Raw genomic sequence first — 19,104 nt, forward strand, 5'->3', positions numbered from 1 at the left:
ATCAAAATATTTCACAAGATGAAGAAGAACTTAACTTTTTTAATAAGTATGACGCTTTGCTTAGCCGTATGTTTCGTTTCGTGTGAAGATGCAAAGTTTGATGAATCGCTGCCTGTTAATCCGGTACTGACTCCGATTAAAGCGGTTACAGCGCAAGATGGAAAAGATATAGCAACAGGAGTTATTTCTGATAAAGATAGAACCATTGTATTAGACTTAAACAATCTAAAAAGTTTATCTAATGTAAATATACATTTAAGCATTTCTAAAAGAGCTAAATTAATATCTCCTACGGATACAATTTTGACCTTAGATTTGACTAAACCGTATCATATTCGGATTGATAATTTATATTCTGAATTGGATTATACATTAACCGCTTCTATCCCGGAATATATATCCATTGACAATTCTGTATTTAAAGAATATAGGTTGAATAATGACACGCAACAGATGGAAGGAAACATTATTTATCTCTGGGATAAAGGTATTATGTCTAAACCTGAAAATTATGGAGAAATCGGTTACAAAAATTATCTGACAGGAGAATGCTTTACCTTCGATATGGGTGATTACTATCATTTATATCGTTTTAGGGCAAGTTTGTATTGGGCATACACGAATGTTTGTCCTAAGAATTATGAGTTGTGGGGCTATCTAGAAGATGGGACTCCTCCAGTTGACGGTGATTGGAGTAAATGGACCAAATTGGGAACATTAGATAATTCAAAATCGACATTAGCTGATTTTGCCAAAGGTGACATGCTTGAATTTACGAAAGATAAAAGTCCATTCGTCAGGTATCTAAGGGTAAAATGTTTGGAAAACTATAAAAATCCGCCCACCACGGCTATTTCTTTGTGTGAAATAACCTTATGGGGCTATAATATGTAATTAATAATGAGGGTGTGACAGAATTTGCCATACCCTCATGACATAAAATTAAATATAGAATATGAAAAAGAGTTTCTTGCTATTTTTCCTCTTTTTAATTGCGATAAGCTGTGGAAAAGCAGATAATGCTGAAGGGGGAGCACCAATGCCTCCCAGTAAAAAAGATACTATTTACAGTTGGGAAAAAAATCGTACTTCATTATTGGAATGTAAGGATCTTGTATTGTTATATAGCGGAGGATCACACCGTACCTTTCAGTGGGATGAAAAATATATTAATCCCTACGTTACCTATACAGACTCATCAGGACAAGAAAATTGGTTGTTTGATTCTTTTCTATTTTTAGAAATCCATAATGGATCAGGAAAATCCTTTGCTACAGGATATACGAATACTCCTGCAAATCAGAAAGATTGGCAAATGTTAGCTGATTCATATTTTCAATCGAAGTATTGTTTAGGTGCATTACAACGCTCCGTTGATAAAGCAATCGGTAGGATAGGTACTCCAAATGTAAAAAGGAAGGTGATTATTGGTTTACCGGAACCTATTGTTAATCAAAAAGATTGGGGAGCAGTAAGCAATGCGACACTTTTAGATTTTTCAAAGCCCAATGACCGTATTGCTGCATGTATATGGTACATAGACTATGTAAGGCGAAAATTTAATGAAATGAAATATAGTAACATTGAGCTAGCCGGCTTTTATTGGATAGCGGAAGAGGCAACAAATACACGAACTATATTAGCAGACATCGCAATTTATTTGAATAATCTTAAATATAGCTTTGTTTGGATCCCTTATTTTAAATCCGATGGTTATTCCGAATGGAAGAAACTTAATTTTAATTATGCCTATCTTCAGCCTAATTACTTTTTTAATGAAAGTATACCTCTTTCCAGGCTCGACGAAGCATGTGAATTAGCTCAAAAATACGATATGGATATGGAATTTGAGTTTGATGAGAAAGTACTGTCCGGATGGGGCTATAGGCTCGAGAACTATCTGAATGCATTTAGAGAAAACGGAATAAACAAAACGAAAAAGGTTGCATATTATCAAGGTGGTAAGGCCTTATATGAACTTTCTATTTCTACGAATGAGAATGATAGAGAATTATATCATTTATTTTGTAAATTCGTAATTGATAATTAAATAATGCTTTAATAATGATCCTCCTTTTAAGAGCAGACTTTAGTGTTTTGAATAATGTTGAGGAGGATGTGTATTGAAAATAGTTATATATTAACAGCTTGCAAAATTGATTACGTATGAAAACAAAATGTTTTTTACGATTTGTCTTTTCTTAATCTAATGAATACCCCAACAACAACACTTCGGCAGTAATTAATATATTAAAAATCAACATAGCGATCCAGTAATTTCTTTCTGATTTTAAGCCCTATTCAAGTGGTAAATTCTTCCGCCAATACGGATGTGGCAATACAATTTTGTAGTTTTCCGGATCAAGTTATATATGCAAGGAAGCTTGCCTCCTGGATTTATTCCGTTGCAATTAATTCATTCGGATGAGAGGTTACGATCTATAATAATCTGTAAAACCGGATGGATCAACCGGGGATTAATCGGGTGAGAACTTCGGTTTTTAATCCGTTTCTATTACCTTTGTCGGTCAATAGTTTAAAATGGAAGAAGACTTCGACATACGAGAGACGAGAATACCGGAAAGCGAAAGGGAATTTGAGAACGCGCTCCGGCCGCTGTCGTTTCAGAGCTTCAGCGGGCAGGCAAAGGTGGTGGAAAACCTGAAAGTCTTTGTAATGGCCGCCCGTATGCGTAAGGAAGCCCTCGACCATGTTTTGCTGCACGGACCTCCCGGGTTAGGCAAAACAACCCTATCCAACATTATCGCCAACGAATTGGGCGTCGGCTTTAAGGTAACTTCCGGGCCGGTATTGGATAAACCCGGCGATTTGGCTGGCGTGCTGACTTCCCTGGAGAAAAACGATGTCCTTTTTATCGATGAGATACACCGGCTGAGCCCGATCGTCGAGGAATACCTATATTCGGCGATGGAGGATTACCGTATCGATATCATGATTGATAAAGGACCGAGCGCCCGTTCGATACAAATCGATTTAGTTCCTTTTACACTCATCGGAGCGACTACGCGGAGCGGCTTGTTGACCAGTCCCCTGCGGGCTCGTTTCGGTATCAATATGCATCTGGAATATTACGATATCGATACCTTGACGAATATTGTATTGCGAAGCGCCGACATACTGAAGGTGCAATGCGATCGAAGCGCCGCCCAGGAAATAGCCGGGCGAAGCCGGGGGACCCCGCGTATTGCCAATGCCTTATTACGCCGGGTGCGTGATTTTGCACAAGTGAAAGGCTCCGGTAAAATCGATAAGAAAATAGCCTGCTTCTCCCTGGAAGCTTTGAATATAGATAAATACGGATTGGATCAGATCGATAATAAACTGTTGACCACCATCATTGAAAAGTTTGGCGGAGGCCCCGTCGGCCTGACGACGATCGCGACGGCTTTAGGCGAAGATCCCGGTACGTTGGAAGAGGTATACGAGCCTTTTCTTATCAAGGAGGGTTTCCTGAAACGAACTCCCCGGGGGCGGGAAGCGACGGTATTGGCATATACACATTTAGGTTTTAAACGGAATGGAGAACAGGGGCTCCTTTTTGATTCGATAGACTGATGGCAGGAGGGATGAAAAGTTTAGCCAAAGACACGGCTATCTATGGAATAAGTAGTATTTTAGGGCGGTTTCTGAATTGGTTGTTGGTACCCATGTACGTGCGTGTTCTGGATACAACGGGCGATTACGGGGTGGTTACCAATTTATACGGATGGACTGCGCTGCTTCTGGTGCTGTTGACCTACGGCATGGAGACGGGATTCTTCCGCTTCATCAACAAGAAAGAAGAAAAAGATCCGATGCAGGTTTACTCGACTTCATTGATCAGCGTGGCTTCCACTTCCCTGCTCTTTATCCTTGCAGGGCTGGCTTTTCTGACACCGGTCAGCCGCTCCCTCGGTTACGCCGATCATCCTGAGTACATCGGGATGCTGATCGTGATCGTCGGGATGGACGCTTTCAGCGCCTTGCCGTTTGCATACCTGCGTTACCGGCAACGGCCGCTCCGCTTTGCCTTTATCAAACTCCTGAATATCTTTCTGAATATTTTCCTGAATGTTTTCTTTCTTGTGATTTGTCCCTGGATTTACAGTCGTTTCCCTGATACGATCTCCTGGTTTTACCACCCTGGTTATGGTGTCGGCTACGTTTTCATAGCAAATGTGCTGACCTCGGCGCTTAATCTGTTATTGATGCTTCCGGAACTGACCGGTTTCAGGTATCGACTGAATTTTCCTCTGTTGAAAAAGATGCTGTCCTATTCTTTCCCCATCCTGATCCTCGGGGTTGCCGGCATCTTTAACCAGACGGCAGACAAAATCCTGTTTCCTTTCCTTTTCGAGGATAAAGAATACGCAAAGGAACAACTGGGGATTTACGGGGCCTGCTTCAAGATTGCGGTCGTCATGGTCATGTTTATCCAGGCTTTCCGCTATGCCTACGAACCGTTTATCTTTGCCCGGAACAAGGGCGAAAACAATAAACGTTCTTATTCGGAGGCGATGAAATATTTTATCATTTTCGCACTGTTCATCTTCCTGGGGGTGATGTTCTACCTGGATATCCTGAAGCATCTTGTTACTCCGGATTACTATCCGGGCCTGAAGGTCGTACCGATTGTGATGTTCGGCGAACTTTTCTTCGGGATTTATTTCAATCTTTCGCTCTGGTATAAATTGGTAGACAAGACGCAATGGGGAGCCTATTTTTCCCTGTTGGGCTGTGCGGCCACCGTCGGCATAATCCTTGTGTTCGGGCCGCGCTATGGTTATATGGCTTGCGCCTGGGCTTCTTTTGCCTGTAATTTGCTGATGATGCTGCTTTCCTACTTCTTCGGACAGCGATACTATCCGATAGCTTACGATATGAAGTCCGGCCTTACCTATGGATTGCTTGCGGCAGTACTCTATATCGGTGGGATGTATGCGCCGATAGATAACCTGCTGCTCCGGATGGCCTGGCGTACGCTCCTGCTGCTCGTCTTCCTTTTTTATGCTGTCAGGAAAGACCTTCCTTTGAATCAAATGCCGTATATCGGACGTTACTTTTCAAAAAACAAGGAGAATCAAAATAGAGAAAAAATTAACAAATGATAATTAAATAAAGTAACTGAATGAATGTTTTGAAAAAGATATCTGTATCACTGCTGCTTGCGGCGGGTTGCATGCAGATGTATGCCGACGAAGGGATGTGGGTGTTGAAAGAGTTGAATAAGCAGAATTTGGCCCTGATGAAGGAGTTGGGTTTTAATCCGTCGCCGGAGCAGTTGTACAGCGAGACAGATCCGTGTGTGGCAAATGCCGTCGTGATCTTCGGCGGAGGATGCACCGGGATTACCGTTTCGGAAGAGGGGTTGATCTTTACGAACCACCATTGCGGCTTCGGGGCGATACAGCAGTTGAGCAGTGTGGAGCATGATTACTTGAAGGATGGCTTTATTTCCCAACGAAAGGAAGACGAACTTCCCGTTCCCGGCTTGTCGGTGCGTTACCTGAAAGAGATGGTAGACGTGAGCGACCGCATCAATGCCGTAACCGATACGATTACGGACGAATACAAACGTCTTTATGCCGCCGATTCGATCGGAGCGGCTTTATGTGATTCCATTGGGGAGAATGATTTCCTGGCGGCCGATGTCGTTCCTTTTTACAATAATAACAAGTATTATCTGGTGGTGTATAACGTATACCGGGATGTGCGGATGGTTTTCGCTCCTCCCAGCTCGGTCGGCAAATTCGGCGGGGATACGGACAATTGGATGTGGCCGCGCCATACCGGCGACTTCTCCGTTTTCCGCGTCTATGCGAATGAATCCAACGAGCCGGTAAACTACAGCGAGTCAAATCGTCCGTACAAGCCGAAATATGTAGCTGAAGTGTCTTTGCAAGGTTACCGGGAAAAAGACTACGGGATGACCATCGGTTTCCCGGGCAGCACCGACCGTTATCTTTCTTCCTGGGGAGTAACCCAACGGATCGAGGACAGTAATAAACCGCGGATTGAGGTGCGCGGCATCAAACAGGAGATATGGAAAGAGGCTATGAGCGCCAGCGATGAGGTGCGCATCCAATATGCGTCCAAATATGCCGGCAGTTCCAATTATTGGAAGAATGCGATCGGAATGAACCGTGGGTTGGATAAGCTGAATGTCATCGAACGGAAAAAAGCCGAAGAGGCCGCCTTTGCCGATTGGGTAGGCAAGGATCCGGCCCGTAAGGCCACTTACGGGGAGGTGCTTTCCCTGTTGGAAAAAGGGTATACCACCAATGATCCGTATCGCCGATCCTATACCTACCTGACGGAGGCTTTCATGAGTGGAGCGGAGATCATACGCCTGGCGCGTACGGTACAGAGTTTCGTCACGAAAGACGCTACCCCTGAAGATGTAGACCGCTTCATGGAAGAAAAGATACGTCCTTTCTTTAAGGATTATAATGCCGCATTGGACCAGAAGGTGCTCGGCGCAATGATGAAGATTGCCAAAGAGTCCGTTTCGTCCGAGTTCCTGCCCGATATCTATGAGAAAGTGGATAAGAAGTATAAGGGCGATTATGAGCGTTATGCAGCCGATCTGTTTAAAAAGACAATGTTTTTATCCTATGACCGGATTGCCGGAGCCTTGAAGGATCCGAAACAAAACAAGAAGCTGAAAAAGGATCCCGCGGCTGAACTGAGCCTTTCTGTGATGGTTTCGGTGCTGAGCTTGCAGCAAACGATGAGCGAGGCGGAATATGATATCTCCAAGGGTGAGCGTTTATACCTGGCCGGCCTGCAGGAAATGCAGAAGGACAAAACTTTCTATTCGGATGCAAATTTTACGATGCGGATGAGTTACGGTTCCATCGGTGGCTATCGCCCTTATGACGCCGCCTGGTATGACTATTATTCCACGGATAAGGGAATCCTGGAAAAGGAGAATCCCGAAAGTGACGAGTTCTATGTGCAGCCTGAAATCCTGGATCTGATCCGGGGACGCGACTTTCAGCCCTATGCTAATGAAAAAGGCGAGCTGCCGCTTTGCTTCCTGACAAACAACGATATTACCGGTGGTAATTCCGGAAGTCCCGTCTTCGACAAAAATGCCCGCCTGATCGGCCTGGCTTTCGACGGTAATTGGGAAGCAATGAGCGGGGATATCGCTTTCGAGCCCGAATTGCAGCGTTGTATCGCAGTGGATATCCGCTATGTTCTCTATCTGATCGATAAATGGGGTAAATGCAACCGCCTGATCGATGAGTTAAAGTTGGTGAGATAAATAAAAAAGGCGCTCTTTCGGGCGCCTTTTTTATGATTGCAAAAATCACCGGGTGATTAGTAATTTTGTTTCTTCGGTTCGAAGAAGGATTGCGGATGTTCGCATGCCGGGCATTTTCCGGGAGCTTTCTTTCCTTTGTGTACGTAACCGCAATTGCGGCATTGCCATTCGATTTCTTCTTCTTTCTCGAAGACTTCGCCTTTTTCGATGTTCGACAAAAGCTTACGATAGCGGATCTCGTGCTCCTCTTCTACCTTGGAAATCATCTTGAAGGCAACGGCTATCGCTTTGAATCCTTCTTCTTCCGCTACTTTGGCAAATTCGGGATAAAGCTCGGACCATTCTTCATTCTCTCCGGCGGCTGCAGCTGCCAGGTTTTCAGGCGTCGTCCCGATCTTCCCGGCTGGATAAGAGGCGGTAATTTCTACCATTCCTCCTTCAAGGAATTTGAAGAAACGTTCTGCGTGTTCCTTTTCCTGATCTGCAGTTTCCTGGAATACACCTGCAATTTGTTCATAACCCTCTTTCTTTGCAACGCTGGCGAAAAACGTATAACGTGTTCTTGCCTGTGACTCGCCTGCAAAGGCTTTTAGCAGGTTTTGCTCTGTACGAGTACCCTTAATGCTCTTTTCCATAATGCTAATAATTGTAAGTAAATAAAAGATGATGACTAAAAATCTCCTATGCAATTGGCATGGAGTTGGAGCAAAGTTAGGACTTCCTTTTTGAAAAACCTCTTTTTTGCAGGGATTATTTCTTTTTTACGATGTCTGTGATCGTTAAAACATTGCTGAGAGATAAAAAAAACGTACCTTTGTAAAATTGGTATACCTATAGAAGATGAGATGAGCGACTTGAGTATGAAACAACAACCGAAAGTACCGGAACCTACCCTTAGGCGGCTACCCTGGTACCTTGCTTTCCTTAAATTGATGCAAGGGCAGGGTGAATCGTTTGTTTCCTCCACTCAGATAGCAAAAGAAATCAACGTGGATTCCAGCCAGGTGGCTAAAGACCTGTCTTATGTCAGCATTACCGGCAAAACACGTGTCGGGTATGAAATTGCTACCTTAATAAAAGTCCTGGAAGATTTTCTTGGGTTTACCTCCCGCCATAAGGCTTTGCTGTTCGGTGTCGGCCGTTTGGGAGCCGCTTTGTTGCGTGACTCCGGATTGCAGCAATACGGCGTCGAAATCGTTGCCGGCTTTGATACGCGCAAAGAAATCGTCGGTACTTCCATTGACGAAATCCCGGTCTATCATATCAGTGAGTTTCAGCAAAAGCAAGAGGAGTTGCAGGGGACAATCGGCATTCTCACCGTCCCGGTTGAGAAAGCGCAGGAAGTAACGGATGATCTCATTTCCGGCGGAATCAAAGCCATCTGGAACTTCACTCCGTTCCGTATCCGGGTTCCCGAAGAGATTGTCGTCCAAAACACTTCCATTTATTCCCATCTGGCAGTCATGTTTAATCGCATGAATTCGCAGAATCAAGGTTAATTGAATTCCAATATCAAGACCTCCCGGGGCTGAAGTTCTAATGCGGAAGAAAGGGAGACCGTCCGATTGACAATAATTTCCTTTGCTTCCGTCTTGGGCAAAACTTCCCGATAGGGCTCTAAGGGGAGTACTTGTTCTTTGGACGTGCCGTTTAGGATGATTACTACCGATTTATTGTTTAGCTTCCGCTCATAGATATAGATGCCTTTCAGAGGATCGACGACAAAATGTTTTAACGAACCTTTGGCGATCACCTCATTGCCTTGTCGCCAATGTAAGAGTCTGCGTAGGTAGTCATAAGTCTCGTTCTGTTCCTTCGTCCGTCCGGCTGCCGAAAAGGCATTTCGTGCATCCCCGTTCCATCCGCCGGGAAAATCAGCGCGGAGCGCACCGTCGCCTTCCGATTTATCGGCTGCCATGCGAATCTCCGTTCCGTAATAGATTTCCGGGATACCGCGTGTTGTCAGCAGAAAAGCGAAGGCCTGCCTGAAACGGTCGGTATTCTTCGTACTTTCTTTTGTTTTGAAGAAGCGGGAGGTGTCATGATTATCGAAGAAGACCAGCAGTTCCTGCGGATTAGTATAGATGAAATCCTGTCCGAGGTATTCATGAAGACGAGTCAATCCATTGTCCCAGTCCGTTTCTTCTTCAAATGCTTTCTCCATCGTAAAGAGCAGTGGAAAATCCATGACGCAACGCAAATTCGAATTGCGTGGAGCGGCCAGTTTACTGTCTTTTTGCCAAAAAGCGATCGCTGCATTGTTTTTATACCAAGTCTCTCCGACAATATTAAAATCGGGATATTCTTCCGTAACCTCCCGGCACCAGGCTGCCATTCCGTCGAAGTCGGCAAACGGATGAGTGTCTTGCCGGATACCATTGATCCCGGCGTATTCAATCCACCAAATGCTGGTCTGCGTCAAATAGCGCGCGACGTGGCGGTTCCGTTGGTTAAAGTCCGGCATGGATTCCACAAACCAGCCGTCCAATGCTTTCTTTTTGTCATAGGCTGATACGTAAGGATCGTATTGAGTCGCTGTCTTATAGGATGTTTGTACATATTTCTCCGGGAAATTGAACCAGTCGCGCGAAGGCATATCCGTGAAAAGTGTATTCTCGCTGCCACAATGATTAAAGATCATGTCCATTACTACTTTCATTCCTTTCTGATGTGCCTGATCTACCAATTGGCGAAAGTCTTCGTTCGAACCGAAACGACGGTCTACCTGGTAATAGTCCGTGATGGCATAGCCGTGGTAAGAGCCGGAAGCCATATCGTTTTCCTGAGTCGGATTCAGCCAGATAGCTGTTACCCCTAAATCCTGCAGGTAATCCAGATGATCAGCGATACCCTTAAGATCACCTCCATGGCGTGCAAACGGATCGGAACGATCCACTTTGTTTTCGCGCATGCCCGGGATCACGTCATTATTTGGATCTCCATTGGCAAAACGGTCGGGCATAATCAGGTAGAGTACGTCACCGGCGTTGAATCCGGGGCGTTCACTAGAACCGGCTTTACGAGCTTTGAGTTCGTAGGGAACCGTTTTCTTCTCTTTGCCCCGTTGCAACAGGATCTCAAATGATTGCGGCTTTGCCCCGGTCAGGTCCATGTAGATTAACAGGTAATTCGGATTTTCAAGGCGGACAATCTCTTTGATCCTCACCTCTTTGGAGGAGAGAGAAACCTCGCAACGTGCGATTTGATCGCCATATAGCAAGACCTGTAATTCTGTGTTCTTCATCCCTGCCCACCAGAAAGCGGGATCTAACTTACGCACCTCAATCGCATGGGTAAGTCCTATACTGATGAATGCCAGTAGCATAAATAAGCTGAATCGTTTCATATCTTGTCTGTCTTGATGAAAAGCATCCTTTGTCTTGATGAACAAAAGATGCCGGTGAATATTACAATTTCTTTATCCCTTTGAGTTCAGCCTTATCCGTTACTTCTAAAAGACTGATGGCGTATCCACCGCCGGGGGCCGAAAGCTGCGTCAACTTTGATTTGTTGTTGACAACCACCTTACGGATCGTATAAGCCTGTGGATTCGTTTTATAGTGCGCCTCTTTGGCATCGGCGTAGATCGTAGCAATATATTGCTTTCCGGCCTCTAAGAAGTCGAAAGAGATCTTTGAGGCAAATCCCTTTTCGCCGCATACATTTCCCACAAACCAGTTGTTCGTGCCCTTTGCCTTCCGGGCAACGGTGACATATTCGCCGGGTTCGGCCTCCAGATACCGGCTGTCATCCCAGTCAATGGCAACGTCTTTAATGAATTGGAACGCATCCGGGAAGCGGTCATAGTTTTCCGGAAGGTCGGCAGCCATCTGCAACGGGCTGTACATGGTTACGTATAACGCCAACTGGTTGCAGAGGGTGGAGTTTACATGCGAATGGTTATTCGGATTGATTTTCTCAACATCCATCTCGAAAATCCCCGGCGTATAATCCATTGGTCCGCCGAGCAGGCGCGTAAAGGGAAGGATGGTTACATGATTCGGCTTGCTTCCGCCGAAGGCTTGATATTCGGTTCCACGGGCTGATTCGTTGCCGATAAGGTTCGGATACGTACGGCATAATCCGGTAGGACGGGTTGCTTCGTGGGCATTTACCATGATCCGATGTTCCGCCGCCTTTTGGACGGCATATAAATAGTGATTGTTCAACCATTGTCCGTAATGATGCTCTCCTCTGGGGATCATATCACCTACATAACCGCTTTTCACAGAGGTGTAGCCATTCTCATTCATAAACCGATACGCTGCTTCCATATGGCGTTCGTAATTTCGGACGGAAGAAGAAGTCTCATGGTGCATCATCATCTTGATCCCTTTGCTTTGTGCATAACGGTGCAATTCCTTCACATCATAGTCGGGATAAGGAGTCACAAAATCAAATACATAATCTTTCGAATGGCCGAACCAATCTTCCCAACCGATATTCCAACCCTCCACCAATACGGCATCAAAACCATGTTTGGCTGCAAAGTCGATATATTCTTTTACATGTGCCGTATTGGCTCCGTGGATACCGTTCGGCTTTGTTCTTGTATAATCGGTAACGCCTAACCGGACGGTGGGCAAGTCGTTCGTATAAGCCCAGGAGCTACGTCCGGTGATCATTTCCCACCAAACCCCGACATACTTCACCGGTTTGATCCAGGAGACATCTTTGAGTTTACAAGGCTCGTTTAGATTCAGTGTCAGGTTGGATGCCAGTATATCCCGCGCATCATCGCTGACAATAATCGTACGCCAGGGAGAAGTGCAAGGAGCCTGCAAATGGCCTTTATTACCTTGCGCATCCGGTGTCAACCAGGATTGGAAGACGAAATTCTTGTCATCCAGATTCAGATGCATACAAGAATAATCGATCAATGCCGCTTCGTGCAGGTTGAGGTACAGTCCTTCAGCGGTCTTCATCATTAAAGCCGTCTGTACACCTGTTTCGGAGAAAGGAGTCTGTGAAGAATTAGGAGTAATGGCTCCTTTCATCAGGCTCCGTATCTCGGATAAATGTGATGTCGTATAGTCGTATTCCTGCGTATCATAGTCGCCCGGAATCCAGAATGCGAGATGGTCTCCGGTCAGGGCAAACTGGCTGCGTTCTTCCTTGATGGTGAAATAGGTCAGGTCCTTTTGTTGAGGAAACTCATACCGGAAGCCCAATCCATCATTGAAGAGACGGAAGCGGAGGATAATTTGCCGATCGGTTTCTGTCTGGTGCAGCGTCACGGCCAGTTCGTTATAATGATTTCGGATCTGCCGGGTTTCTCCCCAAACAGGTTCCCAGGTTTCGTCGAAGGTTGTTGTTTTTGTATCCGTTACCGTGAAGCCATTATAGAGCGATGTTTTGGCATCCCTTTTTTCAGCTACAGTCCCTTCGGGCGAGAAATCCCAGAACTCTCTGGAGTCAGCTTCGGGAACCAGTTCCAGTCCCAGTGTGCTCGGTTTAATTACGTCCTTGCCTTTATAGGATAGGGTATAACTCGGCTCGCCTCCCGACTGTAGGGTAAATTTCATCGTTAAGTTCCCGTCCGGTGATTGAAGTTCTTGGGCATGAGGGCATGCAAGGAAAGAGCTCATGCCAAGTAGGATGAGCGTAAGCATTCTTTTTTTCATCGTTGATCTCTATTTTATATTGCATCTATTATTATAAAAAAGAAGGGGAAGGGGCGGTCGACTTAGATCCTCCCTCTCCTCTTTCTTTATATTGATAACTGTTCTATTTAGCGATTAAGATAATATGTTTTGAGATGTCATTGAACTTCACAAAATAGGTTCCAGCTTTTACTGTAACGTTATCGCCACCATCAAATTTTGCGAATTCGCCTTGTTTTTCAGACCAAAGACTATTGCTTCCACCAAAGCTGGCTCCCCAATCATGATTTACACGAAGTTTTAATTCGCCATCGGAAGGTATTTCAATATTCTGTCCAACCCAAATGTGTTTATCATAAGTGGATTGCGTTAAGTCAAGGTCACCTCCCCAATTATTGAATGCTCCGATAAAGGATATTTGATTATATTCTGCCGGTGTATTGTCATAAGGTTCTATGGAATAGGTGTTGTTTGATAAGTCCAGCGAGATCGTATAATATCCGTTGGCCGTGAATCCGCCGATATTACCGCTTCCTCCATCCTGACTCAGTTTGCCATCACTGGCATATCCCCATTGAACAGCCCAGTCTCCCAGGTTTTGAATGATCTTAAATTCGCTTCCCGCCTTTACATAACCGGTATACGTATAGGTCATATCATTCATATCGTTTTCGGCAAAGAGCATCATGCCCGGATCATTATTATTCCATTCGTTATCCAAGATATTACCAACGAAATAGACAGGGGTTCGTGAGCCGCTGTAAGGCGTTACCGACAGGCTGATCGTATTGGATGTCAGCTTAGGTACGCTGTCATTTACGGCTGCACGTAAGCGGACATCGATGCTGTATGTGACAGCTGGATTTGACATCCCCAGCGTGGTCATTGCATCATTCAGTTCAAAGGTCTTAATGACAATTTTTTCCCCTTGTCCTGTTGTTGCTAAAGAGGCATAGGTAGCGAAGTCACTTCCGGCTTCACTGATATCGACGGTGTAGGTTACTGCCGCACTGAACCCATAATCGGGTTGCTCACAGGTTAAAGTATCCACGACAGCTGTTGCATTCTCTGCCAATAGCGTATATGAACTGTTCGCTGTCGCGTTGAGTACAAAAGAGATCGGGCTTCCATCCGCCTTCGTTAAATTATTTATGATGGGATCTTTGTCATCTGTACAGCCGGTAATTGAAAAGACGACCAGACAAAGTAAAATGCTATTCACTATATTTTTCATAATCTTCTATACGTTTAAAAGAATTTGTACGCTGTTTTTAATATCCCGGATTCTGAATTAGATTACTATTTGCAGTAAGTTGTGCAGAAGGGATAGGATACAAGGTATAATGGCTTGAAACGGATGTCCCGTTTGCCGTATTTCCTTTCCAGTCCCAAGTGTAATTAGAAGTGAATTGATTATATCGAATCAAATCCGTACGACGTTGCGCTTCGAAATAAAACTCACGCGCTTTTTCATCCAGGATAAAATCGAGTGTTAAATCGGAAGCTGTGATTTGAGTGGCTTTTGCCCGGGTACGTAATGCGTTGATTGCCGTTAATGCTGCTTGCTTGTCGCCGTTTGCTCTGAGTGTCGCTTCGGCAAAGGTCAGGTTGGCTTCTGCTAAACGGAATAAAGGGAAGTCCATATCCGGGAACTGTTGATTCGGATCACTACCGATTGTACCGGATTTCGTTATATTCTTGAATTTAGTGATGGAATATCCTTCTGTAAATTCAGTCGGTTTTGTAATTTCAAGTGTACGGCCGGTGGTCCAGAAAGAGGCACGTTCGTCCGTCGTTTTTGATAAATCGCCATCTGTTGCAAACTTTTTAATCAAAGCGACTCTGGCGCGGTTACCTCCCCAAGCCTCTTTTGTTCCGAAGTTGGAAAGAGAACTCATGTCTCCGCTAATAAAGCTGGCTATGAAGAAAAGGCCTGACCAAGACCGGGTGTATGTTCCGTCGTAACAGATGGGTAGAATCATTTCATTTGATGTGTTATTATCTGCTTTAAACATATCCCCATAATTTGATTCAAGCGTATAGCCGGCATCCATTACTTTCTTTGCATATTCTGCGGCAGCACTCCACTGGGCCGTCCCTGTGTAAACTTCAGCATTCAAATATAACCGTGAGAGCAACATCCATACGGCTGCTTTATCGGCTCTTCCATACAAATTCTGGCGAGGCTCTTTCATGGAAGATTCAATCTCTTTCAACTCTTTCTCCACGTAGGCATACAGATCTGCCCGGACAATTCTTTCCGGAACATACGAACCGATGCCGGTTGTTTCGTCTACAAAGGTTACATTTCCATATAAATCCAATAGATAGTAATAATCTAATGCGCGAATAAAACGGACTTCGGCGCGCTGTGTCACTGTTGCTTCGTCGGTTTTATCTGCCGTATTGATCAGAAAATTATTAACTTGTGCTATTTGAATATACAAACGATTGAACATGTTAAGCACAACACCGTTCGAAGAACTGAAATTCGTGAAGTTCAACGGATAAACATCGGCATCACTGGACCAGGCACAGATGGCTTCATCGGTTGGGAGTTCATTCATGTTGAACATCATGCGCATCAAACCGGAGGCCCCTTCATCGGTATCAGCAATATCACTTTCGCCATCAGGCCCTTTATTTCCCGTGATAGCCAGACCAGCATAGATTTTTGCAAGATTGGCATTCTGATCGAAAGAGATATTTAAATTCGGATCAATCGGGTCTACATCCAAATCTCCCACGCAGGAAGTGAAACTGATACACCCTGCAAGTAAGAAGGTCCGTACGATCTGTTTTATTGAGATTGTTTTCATGACTTGTTTTATTTAAGATTAAAAATTAAGACTTATACCCACAATACCCACGATAGGGCGCGGATACACATTCCGATCAATACCGAGCGTTCCTGCATTTCCCACTTCCGGATCAAGGCCGTCATATTTAGTGATAATAAACGGATTCTGTACGGTTCCGTACACACGCCCGCCGACTACACCTAACAGTTTGTCAAAGGAATACCCCAGCGTAATATTATCACAGCGGATAAAAGATGCATTTTGCACGTAATAGTCCGAAAGAACATTCATGTTCTGGAAGTTGGTGGCAAACGCTGAAATCGGCCGGTTTGACAGATATCCTTTGTTATTAATGCTCCCTTCGCTCAGTGCTGCATTGGAAGATGCCACATTATTGTAGGTATAGTTTCCTACGTTAGCACGCAGGGAAAAGCTGAAATCCCAGTTTCTATAAATTAACTTGGATGACAATCCCATCGTTACGTCTGCGGCTGGCTTCTTATAAAAATAGCGATCATTTTCGTTGATAATGCCGTCTTTATTACGATCGACATAAAGTCCTTCAATTGGATTCTTGTTTTCATCGTAAACTTGTTCATAGACATAGAATGAGTTCGCCGGATGTCCGATGCCTTGTGCCTGAATCATCGTTCCCGTTCCACCATCGATTGTATTGACCAAGACGATTGTCGATTCATTATCCTGAGCTGTTAACTTCGTGATCTCGTTACTGTTTGATGCGATATTGAAGCCGATATCCCATTTCCAGTCTTTTGTGGAGATTGCTTTGGCATTAATAGAGAACTCAATCCCTTTGTTTTCTAACGAACCGATGTTACTTACAATACGATTTTTGAAGTTGGTCCCGGCAGGAACATCGATCACATTGATTAAATCTTTCGTTTCTCTGTAATAATAATCAATAGAAGAAGTGACTCGATTGTTTAGGAATCCAAAATCCAGTCCGGCGTTCCAGGTCGTTGTTTTCTCCCATTTCAAATTCGGATTATATCCATTCGGACGGGCAATGGATACAAATTCATCCCCGAATTGATAATAGGCCCCATCTTGGCCGGCAAAATAAGTAGCCATATAAGGATAATCTCCTTGAGAGATATCTTGTTGTCCGGTAATACCGTAACCTAAGCGTAATTTTAAATCGGAGAGCGCATCCACGTCTTTCAGAAAGGCCTCCTCTTTTATTTTCCATCCAAGTGCAACGGAGGGGAACAATCCCCAACGATTTCCTTTGGCGAAGCGGGAGGTCCCGTCATTACGAAGCGTGGCGGTCAATAAATACCGGTTCATGAATGTATAATTAGCACGCCCATAAAACGAAATTAAATAACTCTCTGTTGCAAAATCATAGGACGTTGGATTGTCACCGCTCAAGTTATTGTAAGCATTGCTTACTTCCCTATGGAAATGCTGCCAGGAATAACCACCCATGATATCGAAGCGGTGGTTCTCATTTAATTCTTTTGCATATTGCATATAAAATTCCAATAGATTGTTGTATTTCTCTATTGTTTCGGATCCGGTTCTTCCATTGTCGACATACCCTAAAGGAGATTCTTTGGGATAATAAATATCTTGCGTTCCGGTGGCTATATCCATTCCGAGGTTCAAATTTGCCCGTAAATCCGGAAGAAAATGGAACTTATAATCAAATTGGGCATTACCAACTAAGTTTTTAGAGTTAGCTGTCTCCTCTTTCTGTTTAAGCATGGCAACCGGGTTTTTCGTAGCGATAGAAATAAATTCACCGGCATTTTCCCATGCGTAATAGCCGCCGTATTTGGTATTACCATCCATTACCGGTTGGGTAGGATCAAACGCCATTGCTGCCCCAATAGCTCCCGTATCGGCAAAGCGATTGTTCGCGATCATCCCTTTTGCATTCAGAATCACATTTAAATGATTGTCTAAAAAACTGGGAGCCACATTGACGGATCCGGTATAACGTTCAAAATTAGACGTTTCAAGAATGCCATCTTGATTTGTATATCCAAAAGAGACGCGATAGGGCATAAAAGAGAGTCCACCTTTTACCGTCACATTATGATCCGTACCTACCGCTGTTCTGAATATTTCATCTTGCCAGTTTGTATTAGCTGTTCCAAGCAATTTCGCGGTATTAGAGGTTTCTCCGAAGGTCGTATTGACGAACGAGCGGTATGCATCGGCTGACATCACATCAATTGAATTATCTTTATAACTAATCGATAGATTTCCATCGTAGCTTACCTGCGGACGAGAGCCTTTCGTACCTTTTTTTGTCGTGATAAGAATCACTCCGTTGGAAGCTCTGGATCCGTAAATAGCAGTTGCGGAAGCATCTTTCAAGACCGTAAATGTTTCGATGTCATTTGGATTAATTGTACTTAACGGATTTGATACTCCTTTGATCCCTTCATTATCAATGGGTAACCCGTCAATCACATACAATGGATTATTGCTTGCGGATAGAGAAGATCCTCCACGGATACGTATGGTCGCTGCACTGCCGGGAGCACCTCCATCACTCGTTACGTTTACACCGGCTATCTTACCGGTGATCATATCCGAGGCAGTTGTTGTCAGACCGTGATTCATTTCGTCCGGCTTAATAGCCGTTACAGAACCTGTTGCATCATTTTTCTTAACCGTACCATACCCGATGACTATAACCTGCTCCAACATCTCTGCATTTTCATGGAAGGTGATATTGATTGTGGTTCGTCCGGCAATGGGGACTTCCTGTGTTTCGTAGCCAATATACGAAAATACTAAGGTTGCTGTGGGAGATACATTAATAGAGAAGCGACCGTCCATATCGGTGATCGTTCCATTGGGACTACCTTTCTCTATGACATTTGCACCGATGGTGGGTATTCCTTGGTTGTCTTTTACAATACCTTGTACCGTGATCCGGTCGTTGGTCTGGGCAAAAAGATTTAGAGAGGAAGTGAATACGCCAACCAGTAGAAATAAAATAATTTTTCTTTTAAGACTCATGGCTTAATTTGATTTTAGGTTATTTTAGAGAATAAATACACACTTTCAAAAAGAGAGTTACACACTTTCACTACAAATATAAAAGCCCCAAGAGGCAAATAGTTACCTATGTAGACAATCAAAGTAAGTCTGAAATCTTCTTTTTTGTAATTTAATATACTAATAATTAGATAATTGATTAATATGTTAATATCATAAAGAGTAAGTGTTTTGAAGAAAAAGGGTAACCGTATAAACGGAGTTTTTATTCACTGTTATTAGAGATTCAAATTGATTACTACCGGTTTTTTTGTTTTTGCAAGCATACGGAAGAACGCCCTCCATACTCCCATGGAACCGGACCAAAAACAAACAGGAACAAGACAAAACAAATAAGTAGCTCCGTGTTGTAAAATAAGTAAGAACAATAAATATATCCACTGCACCGGATGGT

General features: G+C 44.0%; 12 protein-coding genes. 6 read left to right on the forward strand and 6 right to left on the reverse strand.

Annotated features, from left to right (window positions below; translation table 11 throughout):
• The first annotated feature begins 18 nt into the window (after window positions 1-18).
• From BQ8014_RS02430 to BQ8014_RS02450, 5 genes are all read left to right on the forward strand, one after another.
• Entirely contained in the window at window positions 19-894 is an 876-nt protein-coding gene (locus BQ8014_RS02430) for a DUF5000 domain-containing lipoprotein (RefSeq protein WP_160150012.1), read from the forward strand.
• 61 nt (window positions 895-955) lie between these two features.
• Window positions 956-2,050: a DUF4855 domain-containing protein gene (locus BQ8014_RS02435; RefSeq protein WP_080902976.1), complete on the forward strand. Its 1,095-nt coding sequence runs from the start codon at window positions 956-958 to the stop codon at window positions 2,048-2,050.
• 491 nt (window positions 2,051-2,541) lie between these two features.
• Window positions 2,542-3,576 carry a Holliday junction branch migration DNA helicase RuvB gene (ruvB, locus tag BQ8014_RS02440; RefSeq protein WP_080902977.1) on the forward strand — a complete coding sequence of 345 codons (1,035 nt, stop codon included), beginning with the start codon at window positions 2,542-2,544 and terminating at the stop codon, window positions 3,574-3,576.
• Complete coding sequence (locus BQ8014_RS02445; RefSeq protein WP_080902978.1) at window positions 3,576-5,108, forward strand: lipopolysaccharide biosynthesis protein; 1,533 nt, start codon at window positions 3,576-3,578, stop codon at window positions 5,106-5,108. Before ruvB ends, BQ8014_RS02445 begins: the two co-directional genes overlap by 1 nt.
• A 20-nt stretch (window positions 5,109-5,128) precedes the next feature.
• Window positions 5,129-7,270, forward strand: coding sequence for a dipeptidyl-peptidase Dpp7 (locus tag BQ8014_RS02450; RefSeq protein ID WP_080902979.1), 2,142 nt, complete (start codon window positions 5,129-5,131; stop codon window positions 7,268-7,270).
• Between the two features lie 56 nt (window positions 7,271-7,326).
• On the opposite strand, the gene rbr is transcribed toward BQ8014_RS02450, so the two are convergent.
• On the reverse strand, window positions 7,327-7,905 hold the full coding sequence (gene rbr / locus BQ8014_RS02455; RefSeq protein ID WP_080902980.1) for a rubrerythrin: 579 nt from the start codon (window positions 7,903-7,905) through the stop codon (window positions 7,327-7,329).
• Between the two features lie 225 nt (window positions 7,906-8,130).
• Here rbr and BQ8014_RS02460 point away from each other — a divergent pair, with 225 nt between their 5' ends.
• Window positions 8,131-8,769 carry a redox-sensing transcriptional repressor Rex gene (locus tag BQ8014_RS02460; protein ID WP_369808776.1) on the forward strand — a complete coding sequence of 213 codons (639 nt, stop codon included), beginning with the start codon at window positions 8,131-8,133 and terminating at the stop codon, window positions 8,767-8,769.
• Here BQ8014_RS02460 and BQ8014_RS02465 read toward each other — a convergent pair.
• The 5 genes from BQ8014_RS02465 to BQ8014_RS02485 all read right to left on the reverse strand — a co-directional run bounded on the left by BQ8014_RS02465 (window position 8,766) and on the right by BQ8014_RS02485 (window position 18,671).
• The gene (locus tag BQ8014_RS02465; RefSeq protein ID WP_080902982.1) at window positions 8,766-10,616 is read right to left on the reverse strand and encodes a glycoside hydrolase family 13 protein; all 1,851 of its coding nucleotides are present in this window, start codon (window positions 10,614-10,616) and stop codon (window positions 8,766-8,768) included. The two genes, BQ8014_RS02460 and BQ8014_RS02465, sit on opposite strands and share 4 nt — an antisense overlap.
• Window positions 10,617-10,677: 61 nt before the next feature.
• Window positions 10,678-12,894 (reverse strand): glycoside hydrolase family 97 protein, encoded by a 2,217-nt coding sequence (locus BQ8014_RS02470; protein ID WP_080902983.1) that lies wholly within the window; start codon window positions 12,892-12,894, stop codon window positions 10,678-10,680.
• A 103-nt stretch (window positions 12,895-12,997) separates the two neighbouring features.
• Entirely contained in the window at window positions 12,998-14,107 is a 1,110-nt protein-coding gene (locus tag BQ8014_RS02475) for a SusE domain-containing protein (RefSeq protein ID WP_087880477.1), read from the reverse strand.
• A 37-nt stretch (window positions 14,108-14,144) separates the two neighbouring features.
• Window positions 14,145-15,692 carry a RagB/SusD family nutrient uptake outer membrane protein gene (locus BQ8014_RS02480; RefSeq protein WP_080902984.1) on the reverse strand — a complete coding sequence of 516 codons (1,548 nt, stop codon included), beginning with the start codon at window positions 15,690-15,692 and terminating at the stop codon, window positions 14,145-14,147.
• Between the two features lie 18 nt (window positions 15,693-15,710).
• The gene (locus BQ8014_RS02485) at window positions 15,711-18,671 is read right to left on the reverse strand and encodes a SusC/RagA family TonB-linked outer membrane protein (RefSeq protein WP_080902985.1); all 2,961 of its coding nucleotides are present in this window, start codon (window positions 18,669-18,671) and stop codon (window positions 15,711-15,713) included.
• Window positions 18,672-19,104 lie beyond the last annotated feature (433 nt).

It is taken from the genome of Parabacteroides sp. Marseille-P3160, assembly GCF_900162725.1.
Classification (GTDB): domain Bacteria; phylum Bacteroidota; class Bacteroidia; order Bacteroidales; family Tannerellaceae; genus Marseille-P3160.